Genomic DNA, 26,213 nt, shown 5'->3' with positions numbered 1-26,213 from the left:
CTACGAACGCAAAGCCGAACACTTCCTCGCCTTCGTCGGCATAGCCGCAGCCCTCATCAACTACCGCCGACTCACCAAATGAAACGACGTCTTATTGCCGATAGGTAGCTTTTGCCCGTCATCAGCAACGAAAATGAGTGTCAAGTTGGGGCCAATTTCGTCGAAATTGCGACGCGATCTGCCAGGAATATTCCAAGTGAAGGACTGGCGAATCGTGAGCTTGCCGTGAAGCTCCTTTTCGTCCTCCTTGCTCAATGTTATAATATACACCACAAAATTCCCCTAATGACATCTATTGCTCCGGGTTCGGCTATGCATGGTCCATGCCCGCCCACGAATGACGCCCAACTTGTCCACTTTCGTAACCCCGCAGATCCGTGACCTGATCACCTTCATGCGGCGAATCTAGATGCCTCGAGGGCCACTCGTCGCTTTTTTCCGCCGCGATGATCTTGTAACCAACCATTCGAGGCGAAGGGTCATCGATGCCCCGGCACCACGGTTTCGCCGTCGCGGCCTTCTCTGACAGGCGTCTCGGGACAGCGTGGCCGAGGCCGATGGGGGGGAGCAGCGAGACACATACGCGCCTAATTGGTCGGCGCACCCGCCCTCGTGGCTGGCTGTCTTCGGCTGAAGTTCGTGCCACAACCGTGCCAGATACAGATAGCTTGATGACGGTGGTGGTCTGCTGGGGCGGGACACGTGTGCTGCCGTATCTAAGAATCCACCTGTTGATCGACCGCTGCTTCGTAGAAGGCATCCGCGAGGGCGACGATGATCGAGTTGATGGCCGGCCCGTCAGTGAAGAAGTAATCAGCCATCGTGTTGTGGGCGTCCTGGTTGTCTGCGACCGCCTCCGTAACGGCTGCTTGGAAATCTGGTGACTCCAGGAACTGCTTTTTGGAGTTCACCTTGGTCTGGTTGATCAGGTTCGGGTCTGCGAGCAACCGCTGGACGAGTCCCTGCACGAACTCTCTGATCTGGGACTCGGCGAACGATTCGGCGCCGAAGAGGTCGTTCATCTTGTCTATGACGACCTGGAGCGCGACGTACTTCGGATCCTTCTTCATTCCCGTGCCGGCTGCGCTGATGCCCTTCAGCTGCCCGTCGCCCACGAGCGAGATGTTGACCGGGATTGCCTTGTTGTGCTTGACCCCGACCAGCACCACATCGGAAAGGTCCACGTCGGCCGCCCAAGCGGACTCGGCGATGACCCTCTCCAGTAGGCGCAGGAAGATCGAGAGCATCTCCATGTAGGGGTCGCCGTAGTCGACGATCTGGGACATGAAGTCATAGAGACGTACGTAGGTGGAGACATCCTTGCGGAACAGGTCGAGCGCCTGGAGCGTGACCTTGTCCTCCTCCTCGATCGCCCGCGCGTAGCGGCGACGGAAGCCGTGCTGCGCCGGGCTGATCGCCGCCGAGAGGGCGTTGTTGCCCTTCCGGGTCACCCACAGCTCGGCGACCTTACGAACGTCCTCCTCGGTGTAGAGTCCGGCCTGCGCAAGCTTGTTAGCCAGATGGACGACCACGTACGGGTCGGTCTCGGTCTCGAGGGTCGCGTTCTTGAAGTACGGCTCGAAGGCTGCCTTGATGTCCTCGGGCTTGTTGGCGAAATCGATGACGAACGTCTTGCGCTTCTGCTCCCCACCAGCGGTGCGATGGGTGCGGTTGAGCCGCGAGAGCGTCTGCACTGCGGTGACCCCCGACAGCTTCTTGTCTATGTACATCGCCGAGAGTAAGGGCTGGTCAAAGCCGGTCAGGAACTTGTTGGCGACCAGCATGATCTTGTAGGTATCGCCCTTGAACGCGGCCGCCAGATCAGCCCCAGCGCCGGGGTTCATGTTGGCCTCGGTGAACTCGTCATCCTTCGACGGCTGCGGGCCCCAATCGCTGTGCCAGGTCTCGTCCTCGGCCATCGTCACCCCGGCGGAGAAGGCGACCAGGGTGCGGTAGTTGTACGAGGCGTCCTCGGTGCGGCGCCTGGCGATGTAGGCGTCGATGGCCAGCTTGTACTTCACTGCGGACTTGCGCGAGTCGGTCACTACCATCGCCTTCGCCTTGCCTTCGAGGAGGTAGGCGACGTTGGCGTGGAAGTGCTCGACGATGATCTGCACCTTCTGGCTGATGTTCGTCGGGTGGAGCTGCACCCACCGCATGAGCCCCTTGCGGGCGGCGGCCTCCTCAACCTCTCCCCCGTCACCGCTCTCGGCCCTGCCGGCGATCTTCAACGCGGTGTCGTAGGACTGATAGCCCTTGAGCACGTCGAGGATGTAGCCCTCCTCGATCGCCTGCTTCATCGAGTACAGGTGGAACTCGCGCGGCTTCCCGTCGGCACCTTTGCGGCCGAACAGTTCGAGGGTCTTGTTCTTCGGCGTCGCGGTGAAGGCGAAGTAGGAGATGTTCTCCGACTCGGCACGCTCGGTCATCTCCGAGGCCAGCACCGACTCCACATCGACCTCGCCGCCCTCCTCGATCTCTTTGACCTCCTCAGCAGTCAGCACCCGCTTCAGCTTCGTAGAGATCTGACCCGACTGGGAGGAGTGAGCCTCATCGGCGATGACGGCGAACCGCTTGCCCTTGAGGCCAGCGTCGGTGCGGATCTCGTCCAGCGCATGCGGGAAGGTCTGCACCGTCACCGCGATGATGAGCTCGCCGTTCTTCAACGCCTGTGCCAGTAGACCCGACTTCGACTTCGCGCCGGCCTTACGGACGTCCTCAGGGCTGATAGTCGCGACGATCTTGCCGGTACCGTCGATCTGCCGGATCGCATCCTGCAGCTGGGAGTCGAGCACGGTGCGGTCCACGACCACGATGACCGAGTCGAAGACCTTCTGGTCATCGACATGCAGCCGCGCCAGCCGGTGGGCCGTCCAGGCGATGGTGTTCGTCTTCCCCGACCCGGCTGAGTGCTCGATCAGGTACCGCTGCCCCACCCCCTCCTCCTTCACCACCTCGACGATGCTCGTGACGGCCTCCCACTGGTGGAGCCGCGGGAAGAGCATGCTCGTACGCCGCACCGACGTGCCGGTGGTGACGTCCCACTCTTCCTTCGTCTGCACGATCATCAGCCGCCCGATGATGTTCAGCCAGGCGTGTTTCTCCCAGACGCGTTCCCACAGGTACGCCGTCGACGACCGCCCGTCCGCGCCGGGCGGGTTGCCGGCACCGCTGTCGAAGCCGATGTTGAACGGCAGGAAATGGGTCTTCTCCCCCTCCAGCCTGGTGGTCATCGCCGCGAGATCGTTTGAGACCGCGAAGTGGACCAGAGCGCGGTGTCCGAAGGACAGCAGCGGCTCGGGCCGCCCCTTAGTCAGTGGGTTGCGGTCCTGCTTGTACTGGTTGATCGCCCCATCCAGCGACTGGGTGAAGTCGGTCTTCAACTCCACCGTGGCCACCGGAAGACCGTTGACGAAGAACACCAGATCGAGGATGCGCTGGTCAGCGGTCGAGAAGTGCACCTGCCGCACGACCCGCACCCGCATCGCCTCGTAGTGCGCCGTGGTGGTCGCGTTGAGCGAGGTCTCGGGGCGGAACTGCGCCATCTTCAGTCGGCCGCCACCGATGTACTGCACCCCGTTGCGCAGGATGTTCAGTGTGCCCCCGCCATGCTCCAGTGGCCTGTCCAGCGCCGCGGTCAGCACGTCAAGGAACTTCGCCTGCGAGCCCGCCGCCTTCAACGCCTTCTCGTACGCCAGCTTCTGTGTCTCCTCCAGCCACGCGTACAGGTCGTTCGGGAACAGCGCCCGCTCCCGGTCGTACTCCCCGCCGTCACGGTCGTTCTCCGAGTACAGCCAGCCGTGTTCCCGCAGGTACTCGCAGACCTCCGTCTCGAAGACCACCTCGTTGTGGTCAGCCATCACGCCACCTCTCGAACGTCGATCTGCCCCATGACCGCCGCCGTGATCAGCGCAGCACGGCGCTCCCTGGAGAGCTCGACGAACCGCTCCGTCTCGGCGATGAGCGAGTCGATCTTCGCGGTCTCCTCGTCCAGGTGTGCGACGATGCGGCGCTGCTCGTCGAGCGGCGGGAGCGGGATGCGGAATGCCTTCAGGTCTCCCATCCCGATCGTTCGGATCGTCGAGCCGTTCTGGAACGAGTCGAAGAAGGGCTGCATCGCATCCCCGAACAAGACCCAGAGATACTCAGGGTCAAGATCCGGTCCGCACACCCACGCCGCGAAGTGCTGAGATGTCGCCATCGGAACGCCCATAATCGCCGTACGACCGACAGTCGCGTCTCGAGAGAGGACAACGGTCCGCGCCGGAAGGATCCGGGCGGAACTGTTGGCGATCCCAGTGTCGCTGATCCGCTGTGCCGTGTCGTGCAGGTACTTGACGGACCGCATCATCCCGACGTCATGGAGACTTACCCACGGGACGTAGCAGTCCTGCCACCAGTCCTCGCGGGAACGGCTCGGCGTGTGCCCGCTTTCGAGCTTAGCGACTGACGTGAGCGGGACAACGCGCCAACCAGTTGGGAGCTTCTCTGCCCAAGGCAAGGGGCTGCCGAACTCCTCGGTCGGCGCTGTTCCATGCAAAGCGACGTTGACACGGAGCGCAAACCGCCGCTCCCGGAGCATCTCGATCAGCCGCCGCTGCTCTTCGATAAGCCTGTCGATGCGGGCCGTCTCGCGGTCGAGGCAGTCGGCGATGGCGCGCTGCTCCTCCGGTGGGGGCACCGGCAGTGGGATCTTGACGAAGTCCCGAAACTTGATCGACTGACCGTCACGGAGCTGATTCGTTGTCGTGCGCAACTCCTGAATATATCCAGCCGATTTCAGAAGCCAGCGGAAATAGTCCGTAACTACGAGCTTGCTTGGCTCTAGAACCGTGTATGCGGTACTGACCTTACCTCCGTAGGTCGACCGTTCGATCCCTCCCTGAAATGAACGGAGATGGATGATGAAGTCGTCCGGCTCAACATGCTTCATGCTGTCTTGACCCTGAATATTCTGGACAACAGCTTTGCCGGTCCTGGACATGTAGTCAGCCTGCGGCAACACGCCGTGCGTCTGTGACGGCGTCAGGTGCACGTCGTCTGGCAGGTTGGGCTCGCGGCGCTCGCTGAAGCAGGCTTTCGCAGGCAGCAATCGCCACGTCAAGGGAAGTTCAGTGAACCATCCCAGGTTGTCCTTAGCACTCACTGCTCAACCTCTCGCAGCAGGTCGAGGATCCTGGCGACCTGCTTCTCCAGGTCAGCGTCGATCTCAGAGAGCGGACGGGGCGGAACGTACTTGTAGAAGTGACGGGTGAAGGGAATCTCGAAGCCTGTCTTGGTCTTGGCCCAGTCGATCCAGGCGTCAGGAACGTGCGGCTTCACTTCCGTGTCGAAGTACGTCTGGATGACTTCGCGCTCCCCTGCCACGCCAGCCGTTGAGCCGCCGTAGGTGAATGGCACGTTTTCGGTGTCACGCTTTTTCGAGTCGGGCTTCGGGTTGCCCTTGCGGTCGACGACAGGTTTCCCATCCTCATCGAGCAGAGGACTCTCGACGGTGATGGTCCAGTAGCCGAACTCGTCGTTGCGCAGCACCTTGGAGAGGTCGGGGTCGGCGTCCCCGAAGTCGGCGTACAGCCGCACGACCTCGGCGCGGTCACCGTCGCTGATCTCGCGTCCCTTGGACCCGAGGTTCTTGCGCATCTTGGTCCAGAACGACGTGCCGTCGATAAGCTGGACCTTGCCCTGGCGGTCGGGGTGCTTGCTGTTGTCGAGGATCCAGATGTAGGTGGCGATGCCGGTGTTGAAGAACATGTTGGTCGGCAGCGCGACGATCGCCTCGACCAGGTCGTTCTCCAGCAGCCACCTGCGGATGTTGGAGGGGCCGGACTCGGCGGCGCCGTTGAAGAGCGGCGAGCCGTTCATGACGATGCCGACGCGGCCGCCGCCGTCCTCGGGCGCGCGCATCTTGTGGGCCAGATGGAGCAGGAAGAGCATCTGGCCGTCCGAGGTCGCGGGGAGTCCCGGCGCGAAGCGACCGTAGGGGCCGGCGGAGTCGCGCTCCGCCTTGATCGCCTTGGCGTACTGCTTCCAGTCCACCCCGTAGGGCGGGTTGGACATGCAATAGTCGAAATGACGTCCCTTGAAGGCGTCGTCAGTGAGGGTGTTGCCGAAGGCGATGTTGGTCGCGTACTGGCCCTTGGCGAGCAGGTCGGACTTGCAGATGGCGTATGACTGCGGGTTGTACTCCTGGCCGTACAGGTTCAGCTTCGCCCCAGAGTTCTGGGCGAGCAGATGCTCCTCGGCCAAGGAGAGCATGCCGCCGGTACCGGCGGTGGGGTCGTACAGCGACCGGATGATGTCGCCCTCGGAGAGGTCGACGTCCTTCTCCGCGAAGAGCAGGTCGACCAGCAGCCGGATCGCGTCGCGCGGCGTGTAGTGGTCTCCGGAGGTCTCGTTCGCGGCCTCATTGAACTTGCGGATGATGTACTCGAACGCATCCCCCATGTCCGCGTTGGACACCACGTGGGGATGCAGGTCGACGGCACCGAAGGACTTAACGATCTCGCGCAGGAGTCCGGCCTTCTCCAGGGCCAGGATCTCCTTCTTGAAGTCAAAATACTCAAACACGTCCACATCGGCCGAGAACCGGTCAATGTAGTCAGTGAGGTTGTCCGTCAGCCCGTCCGCATCGGCCAGCAGGTTCGCGAACTCGTAGTGGGAGGTGTTGTAGAACGTCCGCCCCGTGACCTTCTTGACCTCGACCTTGAGCCGGTTCGGGTTCTCGTACCTCGCAGCCAGCTCTCGTACCGCCACACGGTCCGGCTCAAGTACGCAGTCGAGCCGTCTCAGGATCGTGAACGGGAGGATCACTGTCCCGTACTGGTTGGGGCGATAGGGACCCCGAAGCTGGTCAGCGATTGACCAGATGAAGCTACCGAGCGTACTCACAAGGTTCCTTACGAGAATCGTCTAGCAGTGCCGATCACTTTGCCAGAGGCAGCAGCCAGCGTCCCATGGTTCAGCTATGGGACCCCTCCACGTGCCCTTGCCGATCGGCCCGGGTGCTTGCACGTGCTGCCGGAGCGGCAACTCCTCAAGGCGAAAGTGGCAAAATGAACGGGGCACGGCAGACTCCACAACGGTGAGATGGAGATGCGCCAGCACGACACCGAGGTACCTCAGGCGCGTGCGCGATGCGTGAGCGGACTGCCCGATACAGGGCGGCATGAGCCGGATCCAGAGGTTCGCCACGCGCTTCTGACCAGGGGAAACAGCATCGCACGGCAGCGTCGAGCACCCCCCGGCAAGGATTCGATCCCACTCCTAAAGCGGGTGTCGCAGGTTCGAATCCTGCCGGGGGCACAGAGCTAAGGGCCAGTTCAGAGGCTTGATCCTCTCGAACTGGCCCTTTCGCATGATCACGCCCGTGGCATGCCTGTGCCACAGAGTCTGCCAAGAGTCCATATCGCCCCGCGCCTTGCGGATCATCGGACCGAGCCAATCAGTGATCTCCGGTCACGGCCGTTGGCCATGTGCTGATAGATCACGCCGCGGGTGCCCAATATGACCCGCCCTGGTCATCACCGCACGTCAGCTCGCACCGGAGGCAGCGAGCTGTTCCTCTGCCGGGACGACAGCAGACCGGATGACAGGCGAGGACAGACATGGGTGAAGGAGGGAAGCGGCGGTAGTCGGTCGGAAGTGTGAAATGCGGTGCGGTGCACGCCAGGACCTGCACTTGCACCGCACCGCTGCGGGAGTTTCTCCGATCCGACCGGAGGTTCAAGGCTGGGGCTTCTCGGTCGGCCACAGCCAGTTCCTACGCCGAAGCGGGCTTGCCGTGGGTGCCCCGTGAATCGACATCGCGGACACCGGCAGGTTCGGTCGCGGTGACCGTGTTCACATCCTGGAGAGCACGGACGACCGGACGGACTACGTTGATTCCCGCTGCGGTCGGCTGGGCCATCGACGATGATGTCCGCGCCCGAGCCGCTTGGCCTCCTTCGCGCCGGCCGGCGATCCGACGCGGATCCTCCCGACGGAGAGAGCATGACCGACTTCCCTCAAACGCTCGTCTCCTGGTGCACCGACCAGGCGGTGGGCCTCCGAGCAGCGTCACTCGGCTGTGAGCTCGGCATGTCCCCGGACGACGGCCGCAGCAAGGCGAGCGCCTGGGTGACCCTGAGCACCGATGCCCGTCTTGCCACCGTCACCGTCTGGGACACCGGTGAGGCGGAACTCGATCACGCAGACGTGGGGAGCGGTCAGGTCCGCCCCGAACACCGTGTCCTCCGGGAAGAAGCGGATCTCGTCAACGCGCTGGCGGGACTCGTGCAGTGGGTGCGATCGCCAGGGAAATGAACCGAGCACAGCGCTGTCTACGGGGCCTTCGGCCCGCCGGTCCGTCTTGATCGGGAGGGGCCGCAGCACGTACTGGGACGACTAGCCCCACCTCCGCCCGCCAGAATCCGAGCATGTCCACCAACGTGAGCGGAATGATCGAATGCAGGCCGGGAGCCCAGCTCTGGGGCGAGGACGACCAGGACGCGGTCTGGATGACCGCCATCGACCTGTTCCTCCTCAACACCGGTAACGCGTACGACGCACTCGCTTGTCTCTTCGGGGTGCGCAACTCCTTCGGGTTCCGGCCGCTGGCCGAGGAGCGTGGCCTCCCGGGGGACACGTCCGATGGGGCGCGTGCTGCTTTCACCGCATACGGCGGACCCAAGGACGTCCACGGCACCACCTGGATCACCTGGGCGGAGTTGGCCGCCGCCGACTGGGACGAGACCGACAGCTCAGGCGCACACAGCCGGCGCGCGGTCGCAGGAGACACCACCCACTGGGGACCGGTCTGGGAGGTGATGCGGACATTGGGGGGACTGCACGGCGTGGAGAACGTACGACTTGTCGTCTGGTTCGACTGACCAGGGAGATACCGAGGTACGACACCGGTGAGCGATGCTGAGCCGGTGACAAGATGGTTCCGCAGCTACTGGGACGAAGAAGACACTTGGTTCTACTTCGAGGTCGGCGACGACGGATGGGTGACCAGGCAGGTCGAACTCGAAGGGCCTGCGCTGCGACCTGTCGCAGCCGCATCGGCCGAGGAAAGCGACGCCCGCTACGGCTTCACTGCCGAGTCGCCCGTCACCGACTGGGAAGGACATGTCGAGGAGCCTCTGGCCTTCCAGGACTTCGAAGACGTATGGGGCGCAGCCCGGCGACACCTCACGGCGCTCGGAGCCTGACATGTCGGCCCACGGCCGTCAGACCGGCAGTGCGGCCGCCCGCCTTCACCCGGCGAATGGTCCGAGGCTCCCCACTTGCAAAACAGACGGGCCACCGGCGCAATATGGCCGCGCTGGCAAACTCACGGATCGGGCGAGCGGAATGCGTGAGCTATGCGGAAGCGGACGGTAAGGCGCCTGGCCGTCACGAGCAGGATCAAGCGACATTCCAGATGGTGATGACTGTCGCCACTAGCCGTTGGAATCTGCGGAGTCCATGATCTCGCAGGGCGATTTTCTCACATCAGGTACGTTACTCGAACCACAATACAGTCTATGACCCCATCTCTTGCCCCTGGGTGTCAGACTTCCCTCGCAAGCTCCTGAGTAATGTCAAGCCGAGCCGATGCAGATCATCGAACGTCACATGTTGAATGTCTCGACTATTTTGTTGCCATCGTCGCAATTTTGACTCTTGTTTTCCCGTCATGGACGGGCGCAATCTCATGATCAACAGTCCGTGAGGACTTGAAATACCCGGGAATATTTTCTGTGCATAAGCGGTATTCTCTGCGATCCAGCTCTGAAAATCCAGGATCTGCCCGACAGCGTGATTGAATCGAGCACTCAGATCCCCCGCCTTCGTGAAGATGGGGTCTTGCGGTCGCTCAATCTCTATCACCACATATCTTCCGTCATGGAGGCGCACGACAAAGTCCGTGATGAATTCAAGCCCCAGCCTGCCTTGGGAAATCACTTCCGCAGCCAAAGGATTCAGAAGGACTGGATTCCTTTCGAGGAAGTCTTGATAGACCGATTCAAGGCCGGACGAAGAAATCAAGTCGCGGAAATTATCCAGCATTCTCGCGGTGAGGATTATGCCGCTCTCCGCACTGACCTGCATGAAGTGTCGGGCGAATCCGGCGCCCTCCGGGTGGATGAGTTCCCCCAAACCATGAGGAGACTCCCTGTTCGCAAGTGACAGCAAAGCACCGAACAGCTCGTCATCGTTATGACTGTCGATTATCAAGTCGTCCAACACTGTGCCGGCACTTTCTCGCAGCTCCGGAAAAGTTGAGACCCATTCGCCTCCAAAATACATGAAAGGCACCGGTTGACCTATGGAGACCGCCCACAAACTCTCCAGGGCGGTTGCACCTAGGAGCGGACTGCGGTGCGAAAGTGCAATCTCCCTCAACAGCTCAATACCAGGCAGTCCGCAATGAAGTGCCGCCTCTGCCGCAATCCTTGGAACGAGGCTCTTGTCCGGAGCCGCCGAAGCACGGTTGATGAGGAGATGCTTGGCATTGGCCAGAGCCTCTGTCGGGTTCTCATTCACTTGCTTGCGCAGCAATGCGCGAAGTTTACCCAGGCCATCCCAACCGGGCCATGCATCCGGATCCAGAGTCATGATTCAAGCATGCGTGAAGTGCCGTGAGGTTGGCAGCTGAATGCAGAAAGCAGTGCCTGAACCCTGGGGAAAGGATCCCATTGTGGGATGCGTCGCGGGATCGGGATCCTGTAGAGCCAGGATGCCGCGTGTAAGCGTCTGAAGCGATACTTCTTCTCTGGACCGTTCACCGCAGAGCTGGGGCGCTCAGGTCCGTCCCGGTGTCACCGAGCCCGGGTTCTGACGCCTGGGCCGTGTGTCGAACGTGCTGATGGTGCTCGGAAGAGTCGGTGGTGCTGACTGTTCGCTGGCCTTCCGTGCCCCGTCGCGTAGTGGCGGAGAAAGCGGGCGTGAAGGCAGGCGTGATGGCAGGGCTGAGCGCCAGGGAGCGCGGTGGACGCGGGCAGCGGTGGACGCGGCCGGCGTTGGCCGCGGTGGCGAGGACGGTTGCGTGGCGGGCGGCTCCACGCGGTGCGGGGTCGGTCTGAACCGTGTCCGGGTTCGCCGCCTCGGGCTGGGCGGGCCCTGCGGCTTGCGTGCTCCGGGGGCGTACCGACGGGGGCGGGCGAGCGTGGCGTCGGCGGTGAGGTCCCCGGTGATCAGGGGGTTCGCGGAGTGCGGTCATCTGCGGCAAGTGGATGGGCGAGTCGATGGTGGCCGACTAGAGTCAGCCCATCACTGCCGGTTATGGGGCCAGGACGTGGCGCGCGGACGCCGGGTCTCTGGTGGGGGAGGGCCTGTAGAGCATGAGTCGTCGCTCCAATGGGTTGGTCGGTATCTGGGCCGAGGCGCAACGCCAGCAGCAACGCCAACTGGAGGCGCAGGCCAGGTATCAGCGGGATCAGGAACGGCAACAGCGCGCCTATCAGCGGGAGCTGGCGCGCAGCCATCGTGAGCAGCGGGCGGCGTACCGGCAGCAGCGCGAGGCCGATGCCAGGCGGCGCACGGAGGAACTCGACACACGGGTCGAGTCGTTGCGGAGTCTGCTGGCGACAGGATGCCGGGCTCCGGCCTTCCGGGCCGGCGCGCTGACCCGCCCCGAGCAGATCGAGGCCTTCGCCCCGGGCCAGCTCGCCTACCCCATACCCATGCCGGATCCCCACCAGTACCAGCCGCAGGGTGGTTGGACCGCCACACGGCGAGCTCAGGCACAGGCGGAGGCCCGGTCCAGGTTCGAGCGCGACTGGCAGGCGGCACAGGCCGCGGAAGTCCAGCGTCAGCGCCAGTTGGCCGCCTATCAGCTTCAGTACGAGCAGTGGGCCGATGCGCGGCTGGGCGAGATCCGTCGGCACAACGCCGGCGTCGCCGAGATGACGGCGGCGCTTCGCAACGGTGACTCCGAGGCCGCGGTGGAGTATTTCTCCGCCGCCCTCTACGCCTCGACCGGGTGGCCGGCGGACCTGCCCCGTCAGGTGTCCGCAGCGTACGACTCCGGTGCGCGCCAGTTGGTACTGAACTGGGAGCTGCCCAGGTACGACGTCGTTCCGGAGGCGAAGTCGGTGCGCTACATGATCAACGCCGACCAGGAGAAGGAGTCTCCCCGACCGGTCACCCAGCGCCGCGCGCTGTACCGGGATGTACTCGCGCAGTGTGTCCTGCTGGTTCTGCGTGATCTTTTCGCGGCCGATGAGTTCGGTGCGCTGGAATCGGTCGCGCTGAACGGGTTCGTGGACGACCACGACCCGGTGACCGGCAGACGGGCACACATGTTCCTCGCGACGGTCATGGCGCCGCGTTCGACCTTCGCCGGGCTGCATCTGGAGCAGGTGAACGCCGTCGACTGCCTGGTGGACGGGCTCCGGGGGCAACTGTCCTCCCGTCCCGATCAGTACGCCTCCGTGCGGCCCGGCCGGGTTCCCGAGGACGTCGGCAACGGGGTCGTCACCCATGGCGGCGACGAAGAGCCGGATCTGTACGAGATGGATCCCATCGCCTTCGAGTCCCTGGTCGCGGAGCTGTTCCGGGCCATGGGCATGCAGGCCGTGACGACCCGGCGCTCCAACGACGGCGGCGTGGACGTCGATGCCCTGGACCCGGCCCCGATTCGCGGCGGCAAGATCGTCGTGCAGGTCAAGCGCTACCGCAACACCGTGCCGCCGACAGCCGTCCGCGACTTGTACGGCACCGTCCAGGACGCCGGCGCCAACAAGGGCGTCCTGGTCACGACGTCCGGATTCGGCCCCGGCTCGCACACCTTCGCCAATGGCAAGCCCCTGGAACTGGTGTCGGGCCCCGAACTTGTCGACCTGCTGCACCGCCAGGGGCTGCGCGGGCGCCTGGGCGGCGGCGAACGCGCGGCACCGGCCCAGCGGACAGCGCCGGCCCAGCGGACGGCACCGGACGACGAGACCGGAGCGGACGACCACAACGTGTTGGGCATGTACTGGTCGGGCAGCGTCGCCTTGGACGTATGCGCGCTCGTCTGCCAGGGCAACCGGGTGCTGGACGACGACCACTTCGTCTTCTTCAACAACCCCCGGACCCCCGGTGGCGCGGTCCGCGTTCTCCCCCCTGCCGCACCGGACAGGGCCGCCGTCCGGGTGTGCTTCGACGCACTGCCGGAACGAGCCGACCGTCTCGTCATCGTGGCCGCGGTCGATCCCGTGGCCAATCCCACGGCCGATCTGTCCGGGTTCACCAGGGCCGGTATCCGGCTGCTGGACTCCGCGGGAACCCCGCTGGACCGGCTGGACGTCTCCGACGGCCGCCCCGACGAAACCGCCCTGGTGCTGGGATCCTTCCGCCGCCGCGCCGGCGGCGACTGGGAATTCGTCATCGGCGGCAAGGGATACGAGGGCGGCCTGGAGGAACTGGTCCAGGAGTACGGGATCGACGTGGCCTAGGGTCTTCCGTTTGGATCACCGGGCGGACCAGCGGAAGACGCCGGCGATGGGAAGCCCGGCCGGATAGACGGTCGCGGCCACCTCTCAGAGAGGTGGCCATGGGCGAACAGATCCGGACCACCGTGGGTCTCCTCGACCAAGCGTGTCGCCGCTTCGCGTAACCCGGACCGGCACGGAGCGTTCGAAGCCCCGTAAAGGTCCGGCACGCAGTCCCCGGCGCCTCCTGACGGCTGGCTGACGGCTGGCCGACGGCTGGCTGACCTGGCCGGGGGGGCTCTTCTGTCGTGGGGTGAGCAGTTCGTGGTGGAGGGCCCGTGCGAGCCAGTCCCGGAAATCCTCGTACGTCCAGTCGCGGTCACCGACGAGATGACGGTGGAGGCCGGGGTCGTTGCAGACGGTGATCACGTCGGCGGCTCGCTCCGGGGTGAGCCGGGGGGTGAGGGCGTCGGCGGCGGTGAGGAGGGCGACCACCTGCCGCGCGCCCTCGCGCCGTTGAAGTCCGATGTCGGCCCACAGCGCGGCGACGTCCGCGTCGGTGTCGACGGCGGTGCGGACCACCTCATACAGGGCCGACACTCCCGCCATGACGCGGGCGAGGATGTCGGCGAAGCGGCTCCGAACGCGCCGCGGAGTGTCAGCGTACGCGGTCGTACGTGTGGTCCGGGGGCTGCGGCGGCCATGCGAGGCCGTCCCCCTTCTGCCAGATCTGGTTGCACGAGCCGGTGTGCGCACAGGTGGTGGCGCGGTCACGCCAGCCGGCCATGTTCATCAGCCCGGCCTTGTCGCCGGGGGTCCACACGTCGTTCCAGCTCGAGACGTCGTCCGCGACACGGATCGAGGACATCAGTGTGTTGTAGTCACGGAACGGCGTGTTGTAGTGGGCCAGGCCCAGGGTGTGACCGATCTCGTGCATGACCGGGATCGCCATCGCGTAGCGGGACCAGCGATCGCCGTCCTCGCTGCCGTCGACCAGACGGGTCCAGGTGTCCGAGGCGGTAAGGCGGATCAGACCGCCGTTGTAGATCGCCCCGCGGCGGTCCAGGGCGGTCGACGGGGTGGCGATCCCCGTCGCGGGAATGGTGTCGAAGACGAGGGCGATCTCGTCCGAGGGACGGGAACCGGGCCACGTGTCGCCGTCGTAGGACTCGTAGCGCAGCCGTCCGCCCACCCACTTGTTGGTCTCCAGGACCATGGTCGACATGACGTCGTCCAGCCCCTCGATCCAGTGCTTCTCCTTCGCCTTGGTCGCGGAGTCGGTCGAGCCGCGGTAGTTGAAGTAGAGCTTCACGGTGTAGCTGTCGCGCAGCTCGTAATAGGCGGGATTGGCGAGACCCCCGACGATCAACAGGTTGAAGCCGTAGGAGTTCGCGGTGTTGGCTCCCGCACCGGGGTTCACGAGCATGGGGCCGGGCTGGTACGGGGTGCGGCCGATGCTCGGGTCGTAGGGCGGAGCAGCCGAGGCCGGGTCCGCCGCCAGCAGTGTGAGAGCCAGGGCGGCCGTTCCCGTGACGCACGCGCGCAGTCGCCGCCAAGTGGTTGAGAGGGTGCGCATCATTCTCCGTCCGCGAGGGCACGCGATGCCGGGACGCCGCGAGCCGGACCAGAAGAGCACTACTCGATCGGCTTCACCGTAGAGGAGGCCTGGCGGGTCGCGCTGAGGAATCTTCGTTTCCGAAGCACCGAACCTGACCACCTCATGGCAGATCAACTCATCCTGGACGACCTGGGCCAGGCCTGACATCCCACCCGGTGCCCCGCCCGGCTGACGACTTCGACGACCCCACCGAGCCCGAAGGGCCACCGCGTCCGAACGTGCTGTACCGCATCGCCCGCAGCACGAGGATCTGAAGTTCTCACACTGGGGTCGTTCCATCAGGCCGCGGGTGCGAGGGGGCGTCCACTCTGCGCCCGCCGAGCCGCCAACCGGCCGGCGCGGATGAGCGGGCAAGGAGGTCCGAACAGATCGCCGCACCCGCTCAGTACGATCATCTACGCCGCTCTGCGTACGCGAACGGTTGCCCGCCGCTCGCGGCGCCGGAAAGGTGGACACATGCGCCGACTGCTGCTGCTCGCCCCGCTGTTGCTGTTCACCGCCGGCTGCGGGGTGGTGCAGTCCTCCGAGGACAAGGCGGCGGACGCCGCACGGGAGGTGGCCAGGAAGGCGGGCGAGCGGCTCTACAGCCAGCGTCCCCGCACGGCGGAGGAGGTCGGGCGCTCCGCCTCCGGCCTCGACGGGGTGGAGGTATTGCGGGTGACAGGCACCTCGACACACGAGGGGGACGGCGTCGACGTGGTCGTCCGCACATCCGGCTCGGCGTACAACGGATGGTTCGACCTGGAGGAGGTCGCCGTGCGGCGCTGTTTCGCGGTGTGGGTGTCGCCCAAGTCGGAGTGGCGCGAGGATCCCCGTGACGTGGACTGCCCGGACAGCCCTCCGCTGACCTTCGCCCCGCCGCCCGAACCGCCCCGACTGCCGTACGAGGAGCTCCGCGCGAAACTTCCCCGGGTGCCGGAGGGCGGCCAGGCGGACGAGGCCGCGGTGCACCGCACGCTCGCCGCCCTGGACCTGCATCCCGCGATCCGTACCAGGGTGAAGGCGGACGGCGGCCGGGTCGGTGTCCTTCTGTCGGTGAAGGGCAACGGCTTCGACGCGCAGGACTGCCTTCTTGCCCGCGTGAGCCCCGGCGCCACTGAGGTGTGGGTGCCGTCCCGGATCCAGCGGATGCCCGGAGAGGGCGGCTGCACCATCGACAACGCCCTGGACCCGATACCGTTACCGCACTGAACGGGGTGCCCGGCTCCGGCGAAGAGCCGCTTGCGCCTTCCCCGCCGCCTCCGCGACGCACCCCTCGCCTTTACCGTCCCTCAGAGGCGGACCGGGGCCATGAGGAGAAGTACTCGGCACCCCGGTGGGTGGTGAGGCCCTTGTTGAGCATGGCGGACGGTGGGTCCCGGACACTGACCGGACCGCTCTCGTCCCCCTCGTCGACGGCGCCGGGACAGCCCGGAGTACGAGATGCCGGACTACCCACCCCGGACTACGGCCGGGGCGGGCGTACGGGTGCGGTCAGGGCGCGCCCTGGTCCGCGACAGCGGGCTCAGCGCGACAGCGGGCTCACACGACAGCGGGCTCAGCAGGTTGTGGAGCTGGAGATGCGCACGGCGTCCAACTGTCCTGTGCTGAATCCGATCGTGGAGCTCGGGGGAAGGCATGCTGTTGTGCCGGTGGTCCAACGAACGTAGGCGACGCTGCTACGGGTGTTCACGACAGTGAGCGGGGCTGCGGGTTTCGACGACAGGAACTGCCATCCTCCTGTCAGGTCTTGGAACTGCCCGATGATGTTGTTGTTCTTGATGACACACACGTAGGGGTAGAGGCAGGTGGCCTTGGAACCCTGTTCGGCGGCGCCGGCTGTGCCGGTGAGCAGGGCCCCGGTTACGGAGAGGGCGAGTAGTCCTGTTGTCGCAGCCGTCGGCAATCGCATGGATCTCCTTATGGCGGGTGAGGCGATACCGGGTATTACATGCCATGGCCGCAGTGGTGATGTATCCGCAAACCGGTCACCTGATGGCGGATTGTGGCTGCGGCCCGTACGGCTGAGTCGCGCCCCGCTGTTCCGGCCGGATCCGCCCGCGGTCTGCCCCTTCCCTGCCGCGCCCCGCACCCCCCTGGCGCACGCCACTTCGCCGCAGCGAGCGTCCTCAGCTCCATCAGCTCCGGCCCGGCCCACGCCATGCCACGCCACGCCACGCCTGGTCAACGCGGCGAGACGCGGTGCCAGGGCACGCGAGCCCGGCAAGATCTCGAACGAGAGGCCCTGGCCGGGCCCTGTCCGGTCGGACGGCATCTGGGCACCCTGCGGCCGATGGGCTTGGGGAGGGCTTCCCGAGGGGGCGCGCGCTCCCTGCCGGCCGCTGGTCCGCGCGCGGTTCTGAGGCCCGGGGGCCGCGGGTCCCCCGGCCCCCCGGGGGACCCGCGCTGGTCGGCGCTGGTCGTTGCTGGTGTCGCTGGTCGTTGCTGGTTGTCGCTGGCGTCGCTGGTGTCGCTGGTGGTCACCGCGCGCCACGGTGTGTTGCCGGAGAGCGCCGGGCCCGTCCGGTCTGCGGTGGGGTATGGGAGGAAAAGCCGCGAGTTGGTAAGGTTGCCACGCATGAGCATATATCGCACTCAATCGGGCGCGGCCGGTAAATGAATATTCAAGGAATCCGCGCGGATCGCCTCCTGGAGCATCCGATGGGGCGGGGGCTGGTCGCGGTTCCGGTTGCTTTGATCGCGGTGATCACCGCGGTGGACATCCATATGCCGGTCGATGTCCATCTGGGCCCCCTGCTGGTGGTCGCGCCCGCGCTCACCGTTTCCTTCGCCGGGCCGCGTCTCACCTCCCTCATCGGGGCCCTTGCGGTGTCGGCCGAGGTCTTCATCGCGGTGTTCCACGGCGGCCTGGGCACCGCCAACCACATCGCGCAGATCATCTCGCTGATCGTGCTCTCCACCGTGGCGACGCTGATCTGTCTGGTGCGGGAGGAGCGGGGCCGGGAGTTGAACCAGGTACGGTCCGTGGCCGAGACAGCACAGCAGGTGCTGCTGCGGCCGCCACCCCGACGCGTCGGGCCCTTGCGGGTGGCCTGGCTGTATCTGGCCGCCGGGCACGAGACCCAGATCGGGGGTGATCTGTTCGGGGTCGCCCGGACCGCCCAGGCCAGTAGCCGGGTGGTCATCGGGGATGTCCGGGGCAAAGGGCTGGACGCCATCGGAGAGGCCGCCGTGGTGCTCGGCGCCTTCCGTGAGGGCGCTCATCGCTGCGACACCCTGCCCGAGTTGGTGACCGCCCTCGAGGAGAGCGTCAGCCGGAGCATCGAAGAGGCCGCGGAGGCCGCGGAGACCCAGCACGATCACGGCGAGCACTTCATCACCTCCCTCGTACTCGACCTCCCCGACCAGGCCGCGGAGGCCAGCATGATCAACTGCGGCCATCCGCCGCCGTTGTTGCTGCACGGACACGACGTTCAGGTCCTGCACTCCTGCTCCCCGGCACCGCCGCTCGGAGTGTGCGAGCCCCATGAAACGGACTACCGCACCGAGCACTTCTCCTTCGAGACCAACGACGCCCTCCTGCTCTACACCGACGGCGTCATCGAGGCCCGCTCCCCGGAAGGGGACTTCTACCCGCTCGCCGAGCGGGTCGCCTCCTTCCCCAGGTCCACTCCCGAAGCCCTGCTGCACCGCATCCACGACGACCTGCTCCAGCACGCCGGCAAGCACCTCTCCGACGACGCCGCCCTCCTGGTGATCGAACGCGCCCCCGCGCGCCTGCACCTCCGTTCCCCCCGTATCCCGCCGCATCCCCAGAAGGAGAGACAGCAGGCGAACGGCGGCGCCCGCGGCAGCCGCCCGCCGCCCAGGGTGAATTGACCCCCAGGGTGAATCGACCCGACCGGACAAACCCTCGGCCGCGCTCCGGCGCACCTCGTCCCCGGTCCCCGGTCTGCTCCCGGGTGCTCTTCCCCCGTACGGCCCCCTCGTGTCGCGCCCGGCCCCTTACGGGCGTGCAGTGGGAAACGGCGGGCGTGTCGCGGGCGATCGGTCCGATGTACGGATGTACGGACCGTGGTTCGGCGGGTACGCGCCCTTGCCGAGAGCGCTCGGCCCATGAGGGGCGGAGCCTGGTTCAAGGAGAAGTGTCATGCCGCGAGGTTCGAGTCCCAAGCGGGACCGCCAGTACGAGCACATCAAGGAGAGCGCGGAGAAGCGCGGTACGCCCACGGGCCGGGCGAAGGAGATCGCGTCCCGCACGGTGAACAAGGAGCGGGCGCGCGCCGGAGAGGCGAAGACGGCGAGCAGGGCCTCCCTCAGCGACCCGAAGTCCGCGTCCCAGCGCGGCGGGCAGCGGTCCCACAGCGGTGCGCAGGGGCCGACGAAGGACCAGTTGTACGCGGAGGCGAGGAAGCGCGGTGTGGAGGGCCGTTCGTCGATGAACAAGGGCCAGCTCGCCAAGGCCCTCGGCCGCTGATTCCACGGCCGTCGGGCGGCCGCGTGCCGTCGGCCGACGCGCCGACGCGCCGACACCCCGGTGATCCGGCGCCCCGGTCAAAGGGCCAACCGGGCAACTGGTGAACCGGTGGATCGGTGCACCGGCGATCGGCGGATCGGCGGATCCGTGCACCGGCGGATCCATGCATCGGCGATCGGTGCATCGGCGAGGTGGTGACTCGGTGGCGCACGTCGGCAGCACGCCATCCGCGTCGCTCTCGGTGATTTCCGTCCCCTGCGGTGATGTCCGTCCCCCCGGTGATCCCCGTGGTCACTCCACAGACCGATCCGCGGCCTCTCCCCCGGCTCCACCGATGATTCGGTGAAGCTGACCGTACGCGTACGGTCCGCGCTGTGCCGGGTGGCGCCCCACTCCGGTTCGAAGCGCCGGGTCCCGGCGCGCTCCTGCGGCGGGACCCGGTCAACGGCAGAACCTCGTCACGCGCCCAGGGTCAGGCGGGTCAGGCGGGTCAGGCGCAGTCGACCTTCATCTGGGCCGCCGCGTGATGCGCCCCGTACCGTTCCGCGCCTCCCCAGTCCCGTCCCCGGTCGAGGAGCTGTACGGAGAACGACTCGCCCTCGACCCGGTAGCTGCCCACGCTCACCAGACCGCCGCGGTGCGCGGTCTGGCGTACGCCGAAGGACGCGTACGCGGACCTGGCGTCCGCGGGGTCGCTCAGCACGCGGTAGACGGTGGGGTGGCCCGCGCTGTCACGGTCCCGGCCGCTGTCCGGTACGAAGACGGCGAGCGCGCACTCCGCGTACCCGTTGCCGAGTTCCCATGACCAGATCGCCGTCGAGCCGCGGTCCTGGTCGGGGCTGCCGGACATCGGTACGGCGGAGAAGCGGCCGTCGCAGGCGTCGCCCCGGTGCCCGCCGGAGGTGACGGTGTACCAGGCGGCGTCGCCGTTCTCGAAACGGCCGTGCTCGCGGTACTCGCCGGTGGCGCAGCCGGGGCCCGCCCAGGCCGAGTAGCCGGGACCGGACTCGGGGTCGGGCGCTCCGCCCAGTCCGGGCAGTTGCGGCGGTCCGAATCCGGTCGGCAGGGCGACTGTCCCGGTCTCCTCCACGGCGCTCCCGCCGGAGCCCGCCACCACGGCGACCGTCGCGCCCACACAGCCGAGGGCCAGCAGCACCACCGTGACGAGCACACGCCTCCTCGGGCGGGAGACACCGGCCGGGAGCGTCCTGGAATGCCTGGCGGAGGACCTGGGGGGCCTCGTGGAGGATGAGGGAAACCTCAGGGAGGACCTCGGCTCCCTCGGCTCCCTCGTACCCCTGCCGGTACGGGGACCGGCGTCGATACCTGAGTCGGTACCGGTGTACGCCTCGGAGCCGACGCCCGCAGCCGTACGGGTGGGGACACCGCACGCGGAACAGGCCATGCCCGGCAGCGGACCTCCCCGGCCACTCCCGCACCGTTCGCACCTCATGCCGCCTCACTATGGGGGATCGCGGGGGCGCCCGGCAGCAGAAGCCCGCAACTCGTTGACCTTGACCCAAGGTCAGGGCACACCGTCGGGCCACCGGGCCGGGAAAGGCCCGGTGACGGAGGATGGGACCTCGTGGAACTGCTCACGATCGGCGAGTTCGCGGCGCGGTCGCGGCTCTCGCCCAAGGCGCTGCGTCTGTACGACCGGCTCGGCCTGCTGGCCCCCGGCCCGGGTCGACACGGTCACCGGCTACCGCTGGTACCGCAAAGACCAGGTCGAACGGGCCAGGCTTACCGACCCGGGCCGACCCGGACCGGATCGGACCGGCCTGGACGGGGGCAGCCTGGACGGGGCCCGGGACGAACCGGATCAGGCCGACCCGACCCGGGCCGGACCTGGCCGGAGCCCGGCCCCCGCCCCTACTGGAGTTCCTCCGGGCACGCCGTTCCCCGGGGCAGTTGGTACGGCGCGGCCAGGCGGTACACCCCGGGGCGGGGCGCCAGCAGTTCCGTCCACTCGTCGCCCTCCACCGTCTCCTCGGCCTTCATCAGACAGCCGTGGGGGTTGGTGAACACCTTGGGGCCGTCCTCGTCCGCCTGGGAGGCCTCCGTCTCCTGCGGAGGTACGACGCTCTTGCCGTCCTCGTCCACGAGCCCGAGCCACGGCGAGTACGGGATCCGGATCAGCACCCGTCCCGCCGACTTCACATGGATGGTCAGCTCGCCGGCGCCCGCGCGGTCCACCGTCGCCGGCGGATCGGCCAGCGGCATGGGGTCCTTCACCGCGAAGAGCTGCCAGTTGGCGTCGCCCCAGAGATGCTCCAGATAGGGCTGGCCCCGCTGGACGAGTTCCGCCTCCAGACCGGCGCCCGAGTCGGGCTTGCCCTTGGGGAGCACGACGTAGTGCACGGCCCAGCGGTCGAGCCAGCCGCGGTAGCTGTCGGCGGTCAGGGTGTCGTCGTAGAAGAGGGGGTTGCGCTCCATGTCCGCCTGCCGGTTCCAGCCGCGGGCGAGATTGACGTACGGGGAGAGCGCCGAGGCCTCGCGGTGGCTCCTGGCCGGGACCACCTCCACCCGTCCCTTCTCCGCCCCCACCTGCTGCAACTGGTGGACCAGCGGTGCCAGCTCACGGGTCCAGGACGCCGTGGGCGCCGTACGCACCATGTCGTCCACGCCCTTGAAGCCGATCCAGACGTTGAGCCCGACGAAGGCGATCACCAGGGCGTATCTGCGCCGGGTGCGGGGCACGGTGTACGGCAGGGCCGCGAGCAGCACCACCCCGGCGATGATCATGGCGAACCGGGACACGTTCGACCCGATCTGCGAGTCGATCACATAGGTCAGCAGCACGCCGATGCCGTACACGGCCGCGGCGGCCCGGACCGTACGCCACTCCCGGGGCACCAGCACGCACACGAACACGGCGAACAGGAAGGGCAGGGACGCCGTTCCCACGGACATCGGCTGGGTGCCGGAGAACGGGAACAGCCAGGCGGAGAGCGCCACGACGGCGGCGGGCGCCAGACCGAGGGCGTACGCGCCGGGGCGCCGTTTGTTGAGGAACAGCGCCGCCGCGACGACCCCGAGGAAGAGTCCGGCGACCGGGCTGGCCGCCGTCGCGAGACCGGCGAGCGGCGCGGCGGCGACGGCCTTGGCCCAGCGTTTCGTACGCCAGCGGTGCGGCCAGCAGAACACCGCCGCGACCGCGCCGAGCCCGAACATCACGCCGAGGCCGAAGGTCACCCGCCCCGACAGGGCGTTGCAGAGGAACGCGAAGACCGCGGCGACCGAGCACGCCACCGGATTGCGCACGGCGCGGACGCGGACCAGGATCAGCGCGGTCAGGGCGGCGGAGACGGTCCCGGCGACCATCATCGTCGTACGGACACCGAGGACGGACATCAGATAGGGCGAGACCACGCTGTACGAGACGGGATGCATCCCGCCGTACCAGGCGAGGTTGTACGCGGAGTCGGGGTAGCGGCCGACGAACTCGGCCCAGGCGTCCTGGGCGGCGATGTCGCCGCCGCTGTTCGCGAAGAAGACGAACCACAGCACATGGACGGCCGCGGCGACCAGTGTGGTGGAGAGGACCGGGTGGCGTTCGATCCAGGCGCGGACGCCGGTGCTCGGTGCCGCGCGAGGCCCGGACTCCCCGGGTCCGGGGCCGGGCTCCCGGGGTCCGGGACCGGACTCCCCGGGTTCGGGGCGTGACGCCCCCGGCTCGGGACCGGACCCGTGCGACTGGGGACGGGGATTCCCCGGCTCGGGGCGGGACCCCCGCGGCTCGGGGCCGGGTTCCCTCGGCTCGGGACCGGGCGCGCCCGGCTCCGGGCCGGGCTCCGGGCGCGCGTCGCGTCGGCGCGCGGGCGGCCTTATTCGTGGCCCTCCCGGAGGCGGGCCCCCGGGAGGCTTCCCAGGAGGGGTGTCGCCGTCGGCGTGCGTCGGCTCAGTGGTGGTCACTGCGGCTCTCCACGTCGGCTCGGCCGGATGTCCGTTTCGGGACGCTAGCACGTGACGACGGCGGAGGAGGGTGCCCCCACCGGCGCTGTAAGGAACACCTCGCGCCGGTGCGGACACCCTCCTCGGGGGGTACGGGTCGGGCCGCGGCTCAGCCCAGGCGGGTCAGCTTCGCGCCGAAACCGGGCTCTGCCAGGTCCTTCTGGAGCGCGACCGGTGTGGAGACCTTGCCGGAGCCCGAGCCGACGGTCAGCTCACCGACCACCGTGCCGGCCGCCGCGGAGTGCGGAACCCGCTGGTCGGCGCCCGTCCCCAGATCGATCCTCACCTCGAGACCGGCCCAGCCGACCGCCTTGAGGTCCTTCGTCGCGACGATCGGGGTACGTCCGCCGAGCCCGTCGTCCACGTATCCGACGACCTCGCCCTTCTTGACGACGGTGGCGGAGGTGACCCCCTCCTGCGCGGCCTTGATCACCTTGAGGCTGTTGTCGATCGAGAGCTGAAGCTTGTCGTTCAGCGTGGAGCCCTGCTGGGCGCCCATGACCGTACCGATGATCCGCCGGTTCTCGCCGTCGATGATGGTGTCCGCGCTCCAGAGCAGATTGCCGCCGGCCGGGGTCGAGGAACCGGTCTTGATACCGCTCACCCCGGGCTCCAGCAGGATCCGGTTGTTGTTGTAGATCATCGGCTCCACGCCCGGGATCTTTATCTGCGGCGTGTTCACGATCTCCCGGAAGACATCGTTCTGCATGACCGCCTTGCCGAGCTTGAGCTGGTCGGCGGCGGTGGACACGGTGGTGGCCTCCAGGCCGCTCGGGTCCGTGTACGTGGTGTTCGTCATGCCGAGGTCCTTGGCGGCGGCGTTCATCTTCTCGACGAAGGCCGCCTCGGACGTGGCGTCCCAGCGGGCCAGCAGCCGCGCGGCGTTGTTGCCCGACGGGATCATCAGAAGCTGGAGCATCTGCTTCTGGGTGAACTCCTGGCCTTCCTCTATCGGCGCGGTCGACTCGTCGGGGCGGTCGGACTCCTCGCCCGCCTGCTTGTCGACCGTGATCTTCGGGCCCACCTGGTCGCCGGTGATCGGGTGGTTCTTGAGGATCACATAGGCGGTCATCGTCTTGGCGACGCTGGCGATCGGCGCGGGCTTCTGCTCGCCGTACATACCGATCGTGCCGACGCCCTCGACCTCGGCACCGCCCTGGCCCTCATTGGGCCACGGCAGATCGAGCTTGCCGCCCTCGAAGGTGTACGTGGGGTCGCCGGAGAGCGCAAGTCCGGGCTCGGGCAGGGGCCGCAGGACCTGTACGACCCCGAGGACGATCAGCAGGAGCAGGACGAGCGGCGTCCAGATCTTGACCCGCCGTACGGCCGTACGGACAGGGGTCTCGGGCGGCGGCGGGGTGTTCGTCAGCTCGGCGAGCAGATCGAGCGGCGGCAGCGGCGGCATGGGCTGCTGCCGGGTCCGCTCGGCCTCGGCCGGGGCCGACGGTACGTCGTTCCTCCGCAGCGGCACGAACGTACTCGCCTGCTCGGCGGAAGGCTCGGCCAAGGGCTCGGCGGAAGGCTCGGCCGACGGCTCGGCGGAGGGCTCGGCAGCAGTCCGCCCGGCGGGCGGCTGAGCCGCCGGCTTCGCGGTCGGCTCGGCGGTCGCTCCCCGGGGCATCTTGAGCGAGGTGGTGGGCTGGTCGACCCGCTCGCGCGGGAGCGCCTTGAAGACGGCGGTCGGCTGATCGACCGGTCCGTCGTCGGCGCCGCTCCTGTCCTTGCCGCCGGTCCTGCCGTCCCCGCCGGTCCTGCCGTCCCCGCTGCTCTCGGCGTCCCCGCCGTCGCCCTTGGCCCAGGCGGGACGGGGGCGCGTGGACGCGGGGGTGTCGCCCCGGGGATCCGTACCGGGGGTGCCGGCGGTGGGAGTCCCGGCGGTGGGTGCGCCCTCGCTCTTCCGCCCGGTCTTGCCGGCCGACGGGGCGTCACCGTCCCTGTCTCCGCCGCCGCTTGCGTCGCCGCTTGCGTCACCGTTGGTGTCGCCGCCGCTCCGTGACGGGGCGTCATCCACGGCATCGACGACGTCGGCGGCACCCGCCGACCGGTCCGACGATGTGCCCCTGCCCGCGTTCCGCGGCTCCTCCGGCTCGCCCGGCTTCCTCGGCTTGTCCGACGGGCCCGGCGTGTCGGGCGTCGAGGCGTCGTCCGCCGTGCCCACGGGGCCCGCGTCGCTCCCGGACCTCCGGTCGACGGCAGGGGCCGCAGGGGCCGCACCCACGCCCGCGCCTCCGCCCGTCCTGGTGGGCGCGCCCTCGCTCCTGCCCTGCTCCTCGACCCCGGCGGTCCCGGTGGTCCCGGCGGCCCCGGCGGCCTTCTCCGGCTTGCGCGGCTCGTCCGCCCGGTCGTCCGCCCCGTCATCGGTCCCGTCATCGGTCCCGGGGGTTCCCTCAAGGGCCTTCGGGGACGCGGGGCGTGCGGGCGCCTCGGAGTCCGGCCCGGCGGGCCGGGGCCCGGCTCCGGGGGTGAGGGTCAGGGTGCGGTCCGGGGACGAGGAGCGGGGGGTCTCCCGGTCCTCGGAGTCCTCCGTACGATTTGCGGTCGCGACGGCTGACGGCCTCGCCTCCTGGGACGATTCTCTGAAGACCGCGAGCCGTGGGTCACGTTCGCCCGGAGCCGTCTCCCCCGACGACTTCTGCTGATCCGACTTGCCGGGGGACTCGCCCGCCACCGTGTCTCCTTCATGTCTCATCCGACGTACCGCACTGTCCGAACCATCTATCAGTGTCCTGCTCTGGGACCTCGGCCCCCGTGCTAGACGAGAACGACATACATAACGGTTCCCGTACAAAGCACCCAGGCGCTCTCGACAGACCAATGTGAGAGGGGTCACCCTGTCATTCATCCA

The 26,213-nt window shown here is 67.4% G+C and carries 17 protein-coding genes and 1 pseudogene; 8 read left to right on the top strand and 10 right to left on the bottom strand.

The features are described from left to right. Positions 1-716: 716 nt before the first annotated feature. From ACFYYH_RS29985 to ACFYYH_RS29975, 3 genes are read right to left on the bottom strand one after another with little or no spacing between them, the layout of a single operon-like run. On the bottom strand, positions 717-3,860 hold the full coding sequence (locus tag ACFYYH_RS29985) for a type I restriction endonuclease subunit R (RefSeq protein WP_388557487.1): 3,144 nt from the start codon (positions 3,858-3,860) through the stop codon (positions 717-719). Continuing rightward, complete coding sequence (locus ACFYYH_RS29980; protein WP_388557484.1) at positions 3,860-5,146, bottom strand: restriction endonuclease subunit S; 1,287 nt, start codon at positions 5,144-5,146, stop codon at positions 3,860-3,862. Before ACFYYH_RS29980 ends, ACFYYH_RS29985 begins: the two co-directional genes overlap by 1 nt. After that, positions 5,143-6,888, bottom strand: coding sequence for an N-6 DNA methylase (locus ACFYYH_RS29975; protein WP_388557481.1), 1,746 nt, complete (start codon positions 6,886-6,888; stop codon positions 5,143-5,145). The genes ACFYYH_RS29980 and ACFYYH_RS29975 overlap by 4 nt, the downstream gene beginning before the upstream one ends. Before the next feature lie 1,101 nt (positions 6,889-7,989). On the opposite strand from ACFYYH_RS29975, the gene ACFYYH_RS29970 reads away from it, so the two are divergent. From ACFYYH_RS29970 to ACFYYH_RS29960, 3 genes are all read left to right on the top strand, one after another. Further along, positions 7,990-8,301 (top strand): hypothetical protein, encoded by a 312-nt coding sequence (locus ACFYYH_RS29970; protein WP_388557478.1) that lies wholly within the window; start codon positions 7,990-7,992, stop codon positions 8,299-8,301. A 113-nt stretch (positions 8,302-8,414) separates the two neighbouring features. After that, entirely contained in the window at positions 8,415-8,867 is a 453-nt protein-coding gene (locus tag ACFYYH_RS29965) for a hypothetical protein (RefSeq protein ID WP_388557475.1), read from the top strand. A gap of 27 nt (positions 8,868-8,894) precedes the next feature. Then, complete coding sequence (locus ACFYYH_RS29960) at positions 8,895-9,191, top strand: hypothetical protein (protein ID WP_388557472.1); 297 nt, start codon at positions 8,895-8,897, stop codon at positions 9,189-9,191. A gap of 313 nt (positions 9,192-9,504) precedes the next feature. Here the strand turns inward: ACFYYH_RS29960 and ACFYYH_RS29955 are convergent, their stop codons facing one another. After that, positions 9,505-10,581, bottom strand: coding sequence for a Shedu anti-phage system protein SduA domain-containing protein (locus ACFYYH_RS29955; protein WP_388557469.1), 1,077 nt, complete (start codon positions 10,579-10,581; stop codon positions 9,505-9,507). Positions 10,582-11,306: 725 nt separating this feature from the next. On the opposite strand from ACFYYH_RS29955, the gene ACFYYH_RS29950 reads away from it, so the two are divergent. Then, entirely contained in the window at positions 11,307-13,403 is a 2,097-nt protein-coding gene (locus ACFYYH_RS29950) for a restriction endonuclease (protein ID WP_388557466.1), read from the top strand. A gap of 84 nt (positions 13,404-13,487) precedes the next feature. Here the strand turns inward: ACFYYH_RS29950 and ACFYYH_RS29945 are convergent, their stop codons facing one another. Both ACFYYH_RS29945 and ACFYYH_RS29940 read right to left on the bottom strand, forming a co-directional pair. After that, positions 13,488-13,988, bottom strand: coding sequence for a hypothetical protein (locus tag ACFYYH_RS29945; RefSeq protein WP_388557463.1), 501 nt, complete (start codon positions 13,986-13,988; stop codon positions 13,488-13,490). Between the two features lie 49 nt (positions 13,989-14,037). Further along, positions 14,038-14,955 (bottom strand): hypothetical protein, encoded by a 918-nt coding sequence (locus ACFYYH_RS29940; protein WP_388557460.1) that lies wholly within the window; start codon positions 14,953-14,955, stop codon positions 14,038-14,040. A 498-nt stretch (positions 14,956-15,453) separates the two neighbouring features. On the opposite strand from ACFYYH_RS29940, the gene ACFYYH_RS29935 reads away from it, so the two are divergent. Further along, a complete protein-coding gene (locus tag ACFYYH_RS29935) occupies positions 15,454-16,188 on the top strand; it encodes a translation initiation factor IF-2 (protein ID WP_388557457.1) in 735 nt (244 codons plus the stop codon). Positions 16,189-16,534: 346 nt separating this feature from the next. Here ACFYYH_RS29935 and ACFYYH_RS29930 read toward each other — a convergent pair whose 3' ends face one another. Continuing rightward, entirely contained in the window at positions 16,535-16,888 is a 354-nt protein-coding gene (locus ACFYYH_RS29930) for a hypothetical protein (RefSeq protein WP_388557454.1), read from the bottom strand. Between the two features lie 749 nt (positions 16,889-17,637). Here ACFYYH_RS29930 and ACFYYH_RS29925 point away from each other — a divergent pair. Next, a complete protein-coding gene (locus ACFYYH_RS29925; protein ID WP_388557451.1) occupies positions 17,638-18,816 on the top strand; it encodes a PP2C family protein-serine/threonine phosphatase in 1,179 nt (392 codons plus the stop codon). A gap of 271 nt (positions 18,817-19,087) precedes the next feature. Beyond that, on the top strand, positions 19,088-19,414 hold the full coding sequence (locus tag ACFYYH_RS29920) for a plasmid stabilization protein (RefSeq protein WP_388557448.1): 327 nt from the start codon (positions 19,088-19,090) through the stop codon (positions 19,412-19,414). A gap of 490 nt (positions 19,415-19,904) precedes the next feature. Here the strand turns inward: ACFYYH_RS29920 and ACFYYH_RS29915 are convergent, their stop codons facing one another. Next, positions 19,905-20,585 (bottom strand): adhesin, encoded by a 681-nt coding sequence (locus ACFYYH_RS29915; protein WP_388557445.1) that lies wholly within the window; start codon positions 20,583-20,585, stop codon positions 19,905-19,907. Between the two features lie 414 nt (positions 20,586-20,999). On the opposite strand from ACFYYH_RS29915, the pseudogene ACFYYH_RS29910 reads away from it, so the two are divergent. Beyond that, a pseudogene (locus tag ACFYYH_RS29910) lies at positions 21,000-21,159 on the top strand (MerR family DNA-binding transcriptional regulator); the annotation flags it as partial. A 127-nt stretch (positions 21,160-21,286) separates the two neighbouring features. Here the strand turns inward: ACFYYH_RS29910 and ACFYYH_RS29905 are convergent. Together ACFYYH_RS29905 and ACFYYH_RS29900 are read right to left on the bottom strand one after the other, a co-directional pair. Beyond that, positions 21,287-22,924 (bottom strand): MFS transporter, encoded by a 1,638-nt coding sequence (locus tag ACFYYH_RS29905; protein ID WP_388557442.1) that lies wholly within the window; start codon positions 22,922-22,924, stop codon positions 21,287-21,289. A gap of 553 nt (positions 22,925-23,477) precedes the next feature. Further along, complete coding sequence (locus ACFYYH_RS29900) at positions 23,478-26,057, bottom strand: serine hydrolase (RefSeq protein WP_388557439.1); 2,580 nt, start codon at positions 26,055-26,057, stop codon at positions 23,478-23,480. Positions 26,058-26,213: the final 156 nt, after the last annotated feature.

The sequence above is a fragment of the Streptomyces sp. NPDC002018 genome (genome assembly GCF_042890865.1).
In the GTDB taxonomy this organism is placed as follows: Bacteria; Actinomycetota; Actinomycetes; order Streptomycetales; family Streptomycetaceae; genus Streptomyces.
This window is presented reverse-complemented; position numbering and strand designations above follow the sequence as displayed.

What these genes read in the sequence shown, in the direction of transcription:
- ACFYYH_RS29985 (WP_388557487.1), bottom strand. Translation starts at nt 3,860, where the DNA reads ATGGCTGACCACAACGAGGTGGTCTTCGAGACGGAGGTCTGCGAGTAC.
- ACFYYH_RS29970 (WP_388557478.1), top strand. Translation starts at nt 7,990, where the DNA reads ATGACCGACTTCCCTCAAACGCTCGTCTCCTGGTGCACCGACCAGGCG.
- ACFYYH_RS29965 (WP_388557475.1), top strand. Translation starts at nt 8,415, where the DNA reads ATGTCCACCAACGTGAGCGGAATGATCGAATGCAGGCCGGGAGCCCAG.
- ACFYYH_RS29955 (WP_388557469.1), bottom strand. Translation starts at nt 10,581, where the DNA reads ATGACTCTGGATCCGGATGCATGGCCCGGTTGGGATGGCCTGGGTAAA.
- ACFYYH_RS29950 (WP_388557466.1), top strand. Translation starts at nt 11,307, where the DNA reads ATGAGTCGTCGCTCCAATGGGTTGGTCGGTATCTGGGCCGAGGCGCAA.
- ACFYYH_RS29945 (WP_388557463.1), bottom strand. Translation starts at nt 13,988, where the DNA reads ATGGCGGGAGTGTCGGCCCTGTATGAGGTGGTCCGCACCGCCGTCGAC.
- ACFYYH_RS29940 (WP_388557460.1), bottom strand. Translation starts at nt 14,955, where the DNA reads ATGCGCACCCTCTCAACCACTTGGCGGCGACTGCGCGCGTGCGTCACG.
- ACFYYH_RS29935 (WP_388557457.1), top strand. Translation starts at nt 15,454, where the DNA reads ATGCGCCGACTGCTGCTGCTCGCCCCGCTGTTGCTGTTCACCGCCGGC.
- ACFYYH_RS29930 (WP_388557454.1), bottom strand. Translation starts at nt 16,888, where the DNA reads ATGCGATTGCCGACGGCTGCGACAACAGGACTACTCGCCCTCTCCGTA.
- ACFYYH_RS29925 (WP_388557451.1), top strand. Translation starts at nt 17,638, where the DNA reads ATGGGGCGGGGGCTGGTCGCGGTTCCGGTTGCTTTGATCGCGGTGATC.
- ACFYYH_RS29920 (WP_388557448.1), top strand. Translation starts at nt 19,088, where the DNA reads ATGCCGCGAGGTTCGAGTCCCAAGCGGGACCGCCAGTACGAGCACATC.
- ACFYYH_RS29900 (WP_388557439.1), bottom strand. Translation starts at nt 26,057, where the DNA reads ATGAGACATGAAGGAGACACGGTGGCGGGCGAGTCCCCCGGCAAGTCG.